We start from the raw sequence: 1,844 nt of genomic DNA on the forward strand, positions 1-1,844 counted from the left end.
TGACCGACTACGACATCCTCGAGGTGCGCCGGATCAAGGCGCGCGTCGACAACGAGCGACTGCCCAAGGGCGCCGACCCCCACCTGAACCTCAAGCTGGGTCGCGGGGGACTGGCCGACATCGAGTGGACCGTGCAGCTGCTCCAGATGCGCTACGCCGCCGAGGTCGAGGGCCTGCGCACCCCGCGCACGTTGCCTGCGGCAGCAGCCGCCGCCGAGGCCGGGCTGCTCGACGCGCACGACGCGGAGATCCTGTGCGACGCGTGGCGCTCGGTGAGCCGGGTCCGCAACGCCGTGGCGCTGGCCCGAGGCAAGGGTTCGGACCAGCTGCCTCGCGACGCACGCGAGCGAGCGGCGGTGGCGAGCATCCTCGGCTACCCCGCCGGGTGCACCGACGAGATGGTCAACGACCACCTGCGTAGCACCCGTCAGGCCCGTGCTGTCGTCGATCGTGTCTTTTGGTGAGGGTTTCTTGAGGATTCCTTGAGGCGGAGCAGGCAGGGTCTGGATGTAGCGGCACCATGCTGGAGCCGATGACGACGCCGAGCCACGATTCGACGGCACCTGGGGAGGAGGACGCGATGACCGTCTTCGACGTCTCCGCCCTACGACGGCTGGAGGGCGACACGCAGAGCCCGGAGTTCGTGCACTCCCTGGTGGGCACCTACCGGCGCATGCTCGACGACCGGGTGACGCGGATCCTCGAGGCGCTCGAGCAGGCCGACAGCGACCGGGCCCTCGACGCCGCACACAGCCTGCGCGTCTCCTCGATCATGACCGGCCTGGTCGAGATCGCTGACGTCGCCACAGGGGTCGCGGACGCCCTGCGTGCCGCCGACCTGGGCTCAGCGCGGAAGGCGGGCTCGTCGCTGCGCGCCGCTGCGGAGCGGGCCGCGGCGGCCCTCACCGCGTATCTCGACGAGGACCTGCACGCTCAGGAGTCGACCGACTCCATCCGGTAGCCGACACCGCGCACCGTGCGGATGTGGCGACCCTCTCCGGAGTCGCCCTCCAGCTTGCGCCGCAGGTTGCCGATGTGGACCTCGACGAGGTGGGTGTCGCTCGCCCAGTCGGTGCCCCAGACCGAGCGCAGCAGCGCCTCGCGGGTCCAGACCCGGGCGGGGGTGCGCATCAGCTCGGCGAGCAGGTCGAACTCGGTGCGCGTGAGCGCCAGCTCGAGCGTGCCGTTGAACGCGCGACGCCCGTCGACGTCGACCCGGAGCCGGCCGTGCTCGAGGACCTCGTGGTCGGGGACCGCCACGGGCTGCTGAGAGGCGACCGCGCCGACGCCGCGTCGGGGACGCCGGAAGAGGGCGTTCACCCGCGCCTTGAGCTCGCGCACGCTGAAGGGCTTCGACAGGTAGTCGTCGGCGCCGGTCTCGAGTCCGAGCAGCCGGTCGATCTCGTCGTCGCGCGCGGTGATCATGATGATGTAGGCGTCGGCGAACTCGCGGATCCGTCGACACGTCTCGATCCCGTCGATGCCGGGCAGCCCGACGTCGAGAGTGATGAGGTCGGGGTCGAAGGTGCGGACCGCCTCGATGCCGGCGAGTCCGGAGTCGACCGCCTGGACCACGAAGCCCTGGGTGCTGAGGGTGAACTCGATGAGCGCGCGCACGTCATCGTCGTCCTCCACGACGAGGGCGCGACGTTCTTCCTGAGGCTCCTGAGACACGACGGGGAGTCTGCCAGACGAGTGGGCGAGAGTGAGGAGCCGTCTTCATGGCGCGTCCGGTGCGGCGTACGTCACACACGCTCACCGTCCAGCGACACACGTACGAAACATGCCCGACATGCAGCGCTTCTACCTTTCGAGGAAGGTCGACACCCGTGGTCGACGCTCGA

The 1,844-nt window shown here is 70.0% G+C and carries 2 protein-coding genes and 1 pseudogene; 2 read left to right on the top strand and 1 reads right to left on the bottom strand.

Annotation, left to right across the window (positions count from 1 at the left end):
- Positions 1-464, top strand: a pseudogene (locus VOI19_RS18885) (bifunctional glutamine-synthetase adenylyltransferase/deadenyltransferase); the annotation flags it as partial.
- Between the two features lie 116 nt (positions 465-580).
- On the top strand, positions 581-961 hold the full coding sequence (locus VOI19_RS18890; protein ID WP_323794477.1) for an Hpt domain-containing protein: 381 nt from the start codon (positions 581-583) through the stop codon (positions 959-961).
- Here the strand turns inward: VOI19_RS18890 and VOI19_RS18895 are convergent.
- A complete protein-coding gene (locus tag VOI19_RS18895) occupies positions 934-1,674 on the bottom strand; it encodes a response regulator transcription factor (RefSeq protein ID WP_323794478.1) in 741 nt (246 codons plus the stop codon). The genes VOI19_RS18890 and VOI19_RS18895 overlap by 28 nt on opposite strands.
- Positions 1,675-1,844 lie beyond the last annotated feature (170 nt).

It is taken from the genome of Nocardioides sp., assembly GCF_034670285.1.
Taxonomy (GTDB): Bacteria; Actinomycetota; Actinomycetes; order Propionibacteriales; family Nocardioidaceae; genus Nocardioides.